This is a genomic window from Phenylobacterium sp., assembly GCF_031425575.1.
Taxonomy (GTDB): Bacteria; Pseudomonadota; Alphaproteobacteria; order Caulobacterales; family Caulobacteraceae; genus Phenylobacterium.
Genome location: NZ_JANPJP010000032.1, coordinates 1 through 6,652, shown reverse-complemented (window position 1 = coordinate 6,652; position 6,652 = coordinate 1). Strand labels below are relative to the sequence as shown.

General features: G+C 67.2%; 5 protein-coding genes. All 5 read left to right on the top strand.

What is annotated here, in order from left to right:
• Positions 1–242 precede the first annotated feature (242 nt).
• Positions 243–1,382, top strand: coding sequence for an LPS export ABC transporter permease LptF (gene lptF, locus RMO97_RS01560; protein ID WP_310538802.1), 1,140 nt, complete (start codon positions 243–245; stop codon positions 1,380–1,382).
• On the top strand, positions 1,379–2,482 hold the full coding sequence (locus RMO97_RS01555; protein WP_310538801.1) for an LptF/LptG family permease: 1,104 nt from the start codon (positions 1,379–1,381) through the stop codon (positions 2,480–2,482). The genes lptF and RMO97_RS01555 overlap by 4 nt, the downstream gene beginning before the upstream one ends.
• Before the next feature lie 61 nt (positions 2,483–2,543).
• Positions 2,544–4,823 (top strand): LPS-assembly protein LptD, encoded by a 2,280-nt coding sequence (locus tag RMO97_RS01550; protein ID WP_310538800.1) that lies wholly within the window; start codon positions 2,544–2,546, stop codon positions 4,821–4,823.
• A 70-nt stretch (positions 4,824–4,893) separates the two neighbouring features.
• On the top strand, positions 4,894–6,234 hold the full coding sequence (locus RMO97_RS01545; protein ID WP_310538799.1) for a peptidylprolyl isomerase: 1,341 nt from the start codon (positions 4,894–4,896) through the stop codon (positions 6,232–6,234).
• Positions 6,231–6,652 (top strand): 4-hydroxythreonine-4-phosphate dehydrogenase PdxA (locus RMO97_RS01540; protein WP_310538798.1); only part of this gene is annotated, 422 nt, incomplete at its 3' end. The genes RMO97_RS01545 and RMO97_RS01540, both read left to right, overlap by 4 nt.

The following is a 6,652-nucleotide window of genomic DNA, read 5'->3' as shown; positions in this document are numbered from 1 at the left end:
GCGGCCCCGCCTTCGAACACGACGATCGCCAGGGCGCTCTTTTCACCAAGCGCGGCGTCGGCCGCGACGAACTGGATATCCATGGAATTCTCTCAACTTAGCGACCCGGCGCGACGCGCGCCCTGAACCCATCCCAGCCTGACCGTTCGTGCGGCGGTTGTGTGGCGGGGCGACGCATGGTTTAGAGCAGCTTGCTGTTGCGGGCGCGGCAAATATCTCGGCTCGCCCTATATTTCTTGCCGATGCGCCTGATCGATCGATACCTGCTCCGTCAGCTCTTGGGGCCGACCGTCATGGCGACGGCGGCGCTGACGGCGGTCGCCCTGCTGTCCACCAGCCTCTCGCAGCTCGACATCATCGTGAGCCAGCGCCAGAGCGCGCTCGTCTTCCTGCAGGTGACCCTGCTGGCCATGCCCCAGCTGATCAACATGGTCATGCCCATCGCCCTGCTGGTGGCCGCCCTGGTGGCGCTCAACCGCCTGCACGTGGAGCAGGAGATCGTCGTCTGCTTCGCGGGCGGCATGAGCCGCTGGCGGGTCATCGCCCCGGCCCTGCGGCTGGCGGCCGTCGTCACCCTCATCGCGCTCTTCATGAACCTCTGGGTCCAGCCGGCGGCCTCGCGGCAGATGCGCGAAACCCTGTTCCAGGTGCGCACCGACCTGGCCTCCACCCTGGTGCGCGAGGGTGAGTTCACCGAGCCCGCCCCTGGCCTGACGGTCTACGCCCAGTCGGTGGACAACGGCGGCCTGATCCACAACCTGTTCATCCACCAGACCAAGGACGACGGCGGGGCCACCACCTACACCGCCGACGAGGGCCGGGTGGTCAAGCGCGGCGACAAGCCGGTCCTGCTGATGCGCAAGGGCTCCAACCAGGAGTTCAGCCGCACCGGCGTGCTCAACTTCCTGTCCTTCGACGAATACGTCTTCGACCTCTCCACCTTCCTGGAGAGCGACGAACGGATCCATTACAAACCTTCGGACCGCTATCTGCACGAGCTGTTCTTCCCGGACATGGAACAAATCTGGGAAAAACAGAACCGCGATAAATTGCTGGCGGAGGGCAACGCCCGCCTGACCACGCCCCTGTACAACCTCACCTTCATGAGCTTTGCGCTCCTGGCCATCATCGGCGGCGGCTTCTCGCGCCTGGGCTACGGCCGGCGCATCGCGATCATCGGCGGCGCGGCGGTCGCGGTCCGCATCCTGGGCTTCATCATCCAGGCCGCCAGCGAGTCAGAGCCCTGGGTGAACGTCCTTCAGTACGTGGTGCCCCTGGGCGCCATGGGTCTGGCCCTGCGGGGCATCTTCAAGCAGCCGGTCAGCCGCTACATCGACATGCGCAAGCGTACCGCCAACATCGCCGGGCTGAAGACCGCATGATCGGGACAGGCCGCCTCGAACGCTACGTTCTGCTGCGCACCTTCACCGGCGTCGGGGCGGCGCTGGCCGTCATCTCGGCGGTGATCCTGCTGGTGCAGTTCGTCGACCTGTCGCGGTCCGTGGGCGTCCGCGCTGACGTCGGCGTGGCCCAGCTGTTTGGCCTCACCCTGCTCAAGGCGCCGGCCCTCATCCTGCTGCTGCTGCCCTTCGTGTTCCTGGCGGGCGGCATCAGCGCCTATGTCGGCCTCAACCGCTCCAGCGAGCTTGTGGCCATGCGAGCCGCCGGGATCTCGGCCTGGCGCTTCATCCTGCCGTCGGCGGCGGCGGCCTTCGTCGTCGGCGTGTTCGCCGTCACCGCCTTCAACCCCCTGGCCTCGGCCCTCAGCGCCCGCTTCGAGGCCGACCGCGCTGGCCTGATGGAAAACTACCTCACCGACGCGCCCAAGGAGGTCTGGCTGCGCCAGGGCGACGACCGCAACCAGATCGTCATCCACGCCAAGGCGCGCGAGGCGGTCGCCGGGCGAGTCCGGCTGAAGGGGGTCTCGCTCTTCGTCTACCAGAAGAACAAGGACGGCCTGCCCGAGTTCAAGCGCCGGCTGGAGGCCGCGGAGGCCGAGCTGCTGCCGGGCTTCTGGAAGCTCACCGACGTGCGCGAGGCCACGGCGGGCGAAAGCTCGGTCCGGTCGGACTCGCTGTCGATCCGCTCCACCCTGGACTCCGAATCGGCCATGGAGCGGTTCGCCTCGCCGGACGCCATCGCCTTCTGGCGGCTGCCGGCGGCCATCAGCCAGACCGAGCAGGCCGGCTTTTCGGCCGATGGCTATCGGCTGCGCTTCCAGCAGCTGCTGGCCACGCCCCTTCTCTTCGCCGCCATGTCGGTGCTCGCCGCGGCCTTTTCCCTGAGGCTGGCGCGTCTGGGCGGGCTCGGGGGCCTCGCCGGCGCCGGCGTGGCCATCGGTTTCATCTTCTTTTTCTTCAACGAATTCTCCGGCGCCCTGGCCGATGCGGAGATCATTCCGCTCTACGCCGCCGCCTGGGCGCCGCCCTTGGTCGCCCTGCTGTCCGGGCTGACCTTGCTCTGCTACACCGAAGACGGTTGAATCGTTGGCGTTCCCCGCTATCCATCCGCCAACAGTCGCCCGGAGGGGGTTTCCTAGCTTCATGAGTCGCGGTCGCCGTCCCGTCTCCGTTAAGCGCGGCCTGTTGGCCAGTGTGGCGGTCATCGTTGTGTCGATGGCGGCGCAGGCCCATGCCCAGTCGCCGGCCAGGCCGTCGGCCGATGGGCTGGAGGCGGGCCAGCTCTACATGGAAGCCGACCTTGTCATCCGTGACGACAAGAACAAGATCACCACAGCCCGCGGCCAGGCCGAGGTCCGCTACGAGGGCCGCACCCTGCGCGCCGATGAACTGGTCTATGATGAGACCCGCGGGGTCGTCACGGCCAAGGGCGAGGTCCAGATCATCAACGAGGACGGCAGCGTCGAATACGCTGACGAACTGACCCTCGATGATCAGATGAAGGCGGGTGTCGCCACTGGCTTCGCCGCGCGCATGGCGCCCGGCATCAAGTTGGCCGCCGCGTCCGCCGTCAAACGCAGCGACCGCGTCAACGAGCTGAACCGCGCCATCTATACCCCTTGCGAGATCTGCGCGCCGGACGGTTCGCCCAAGACCCCGACCTGGTCGATCAAGGCCGACAAGGTCGTCCAGGACCGGGACCGGCAGTTGATCTACTACCGCAACGCCGTGATCCGCGTGTTCGGGGCTCCGGTGCTCTACCTGCCGCTGTTCTGGCACCCCGACCCCCAGGCGGTCCGCAAGTCCGGCTTCCTGCCCCCCAAGTTGGGCATCTCCAACCGTCGGGGCCTCAGCTACGAGCAGCCCTATCTCCAGGTTCTATCGCCGTCTTCAGATATTACGCTAAGCCCCCAGATTAACACGAAAGTTAATCCGTTCTTCAACGGGCGCTACCGCAAGCGGTTCTATTCCGGTTTGGTCGATGCGCGGTTTGGCTACACCTACGACAATGACTTCGACGGCAAGGGCGTCGGTTTCGGCGACAACACCAGCCGCAGCTATATCCTCGCCGCGGGCCAGTTCGCGATCACCGAGAAGTGGGATTGGGGCTTCACCGCCGAGCGCACCTCCGACGACCTGCTGTTCGACAAGTACGAGGTCAGCGACGTCTACGCCACGCGCGGCCCCTACCTGGCCGACGACCGCCGCCTGATCTCCCAGGTTTACGCGACCCGCCAGGACCAGCGCTCCTATTTCTCGGCCGCAGCCTTGTCCTTCCAGGGCCTGCGCCCCGAAGACAATGAGCGCACCTTCCCGATTGTCGGCCCCCTGATCGAGGCCCGATGGGAGCCGCAAGCCAATATCGCCGGGGGCCGCCTGCGCCTGCTGGGGTCAGCCGTGGCCCTGACCCGGGACCAGTCCCCGGTTGGAGCTCCGCCCCTGCGCCTCGCGGGCCTCGACAGCCGCCGGGTCACCGGCGAGGCCGACTGGCGCGCCACCTACACCGCTCCGGCGGGCATCCGGATCTCGCCCTTCCTGAACATCCGCGGCGACGCCTATAGCCTCGATGATCTCAACGGTGTCGCAGACACCTCCAAGACCCTGTCCCGTGGCCTCGTGGTGGCGGGCGCCGACATCACCTGGCCCTTTGTCCGCAGGTTCTCCGAATCCACCGTGATCCTTGAGCCCATCGTTCAGGTCGCGGCCTCTCCAGACGCCAGGCAGGTTGTTGTGGCGACCTCCGCCACCGGCGCGCCGGTTTATCTCAATGAAGACTCCATCGCCTTCCAGTTCGACGAGACCAACCTCTTCCGAGCGAACAAATTCCCCGGCTACGACCTCTATGAGGACGGCCTGCGGGTGAACGCTGGCGGCCGGGCCTCGGTGTTTTGGGATGACGGACGCCGCGCGAGCCTGCTCGTGGGCCGCAGCTTCCGCAACGAGAGCAACGACGTCTTTTCGCCGCAGAGCGGTCTGCGTCAGACGCGGTCTGATTGGATCGTCTCCGCCGACGCACAGCCCATCAAGGGTCTCTCATTTTTCGCCCGTACACGGTTGGATTCAGAGGATTTTTCGGTCCAGCGCGCGGAGGCGGGCGCCAACCTCTCGATGAAGCGCGCCAACGGCTATTTCCGCTATCTGCGTGACCGCGCCGACGTCAACGGGACCAAGGTGGAGAACCTGGATCTGGGCGGGGATCTCTACCTCACGGAACATTGGGGCATAACCGCCTACAGCAACCGCGACCTGGTCCAGGACGCCTGGGTGATCCGCGACCTCGGCATCACCTATCGCGACGACTGCACCCGCGTGGACATCATCTATCGGCGTGAAGACACGGTCGTCGGACGACTTGGTCCGACCGAGTCTCTCGCCATACGCCTCACCCTCGCCACATTGGGCGGACCGTTGTATGCGAACTGAAAATCGCCATCGAATTGGCCCTTCGCATAGACCTGCCCATGGCCTTCGCCTCCAAGGAAACCTTCCACCCATGATGCGTGCGCGTAATGTCACGGGCCGTTCGGCGCGCGGCGCCGCCCTGGCGATCGCCCTGGCCACCACGGCCCTGCCGCAGGTCCTATGGGCCCAGGACGCCGCGCCTACTGAGGCGCCCGCCGCCCCCGTGGCGCCGGCCGGGATCAACGAGGCCGTGGCCGCCGTCGTCAACGACGACATCATCTCGACCTACGACCTGGCCCAGCGCATGCGCCTGCTGATCGCCACGTCAGGCGTGCAACCCACCCAGCAGAACCTGCCCCAGTTCCAGCGCGAGGCTCTCGTGGGCCTGGTGGACGAACGCCTGCAGCTGCAGGAACTGCGCCGAGTCGAACGCGACCAGAAGATGGAGATCATCGCCACCGACGACGAGGTCACCCAGGAACTGGCCGAGATGGCCAAGGGCAACAACATGTCCCTGGAGCAGTTCCTTGGCAATCTGAAGGCCCAGGGCATCGGCGAGGAGACCCTGCGCCAGGAGGTCCGCTCCAACACCAGCTGGCAGCGCTGGATCCGTGGCCGCTACGGCTCGCGCCTTCGCATCGGCGACGATCAGGTCAAGGCCGCGCAGCAGCGTCTGGCCGCCACGGCCTCCAAGCCCCAGTACCAGATCAGCGAGGTCTTCATCGACGCCAATCGGGTCGGCGGCATGGACACCGCCATGACCGGCGCCGGCCAGTTGATCACCCAGATGCAGCAGGGCGCGCCCTTCCCCGCCGTGGCCCGCCAGTTCTCCGCCGCCGCCACCGCCGCTTCGGGCGGCGACGCCGGCTGGATCAGCGCCGGCGAGATGGCGCCCGAGATCGACGCCGCCCTGGAGCAGATGCGCCCCGGCCAGCTGTCGCGCCCGATCCAGGTCAAGGATGGCGTCTACATCATCTATCTCCGCGAGAAGCGCGCTGGCGCGGGCGGCATGATGGTCAATCTCAAGCAGGCCGCCGTCGGCCTGACCCAGAGCGCCGACCAGTCCGCCGTCGACGCCGCCACCGCCAAGCTGACGGCCCTGCGCGCCACGGTCACCGGCTGTGGTGACCTGGAGACCAGGGCCGCCGCCGTTCCTGGCGTCGTCGCTGGCGATCTGGGCGAAGCCGAGATCAAGGACCTGGCGCCCGCCTTCCGCGACGCCGCCGAGAGCCTCGCCGCCGGCCAGATCTCCCAGCCGATCCGCACCAGCGCCGGCCTCCACCTGCTGGCCGTCTGCGCCAAGCGGGCCAGTGGCCAGGATGGCCAGTCGAGGGAGCAGATCGAGAACCGCCTGTTCGGACAGCAACTGTCCATGATCGCGCGGCGTTACATGCGTGACCTCAGGAACTCGGCGACAATCGAGACCAAGTGAAGACTGGACCACTCGCGCTCACTCTTGGTGACCCCGCCGGCATAGGCCCGGAGATCATCGTCAAGGCGTGGACGCAGCTACGGCAGACCGGACCCGCCTTCCTGGTGGTCGGCGACAGCCAGTCCCTGGCCTCGGCGTCCGGGTCCGGCGCCACCATCGTGCGCCGCGTCATCTCTCCTGACGACGCGGCCAAGGTCTTCCCCGACGCCATTCCCGTCCTCGACATCCCCCTGCGCGCGCCGGTGGTCTCGGGCCAGCCGACCTCGGCGGCCGCCAAGTCGGTGATCCAGTGGATCGAGACCGCCGTGGGTCTAGCCCTCTCCGGCCAGGTCTCCGGCGTCGTCACCGCCCCCATCGCCAAGGCCCCGCTCTACGAGGCCGGCTTCGCCTTCCCAGGCCATACCGAGTTCCTCGGCGA

What these genes read in the sequence shown, in the direction of transcription:
- lptF (WP_310538802.1), top strand. Translation starts at nt 243, where the DNA reads ATGCGCCTGATCGATCGATACCTGCTCCGTCAGCTCTTGGGGCCGACC.
- RMO97_RS01555 (WP_310538801.1), top strand. Translation starts at nt 1,379, where the DNA reads ATGATCGGGACAGGCCGCCTCGAACGCTACGTTCTGCTGCGCACCTTC.
- RMO97_RS01550 (WP_310538800.1), top strand. Translation starts at nt 2,544, where the DNA reads ATGAGTCGCGGTCGCCGTCCCGTCTCCGTTAAGCGCGGCCTGTTGGCC.
- RMO97_RS01545 (WP_310538799.1), top strand. Translation starts at nt 4,894, where the DNA reads ATGATGCGTGCGCGTAATGTCACGGGCCGTTCGGCGCGCGGCGCCGCC.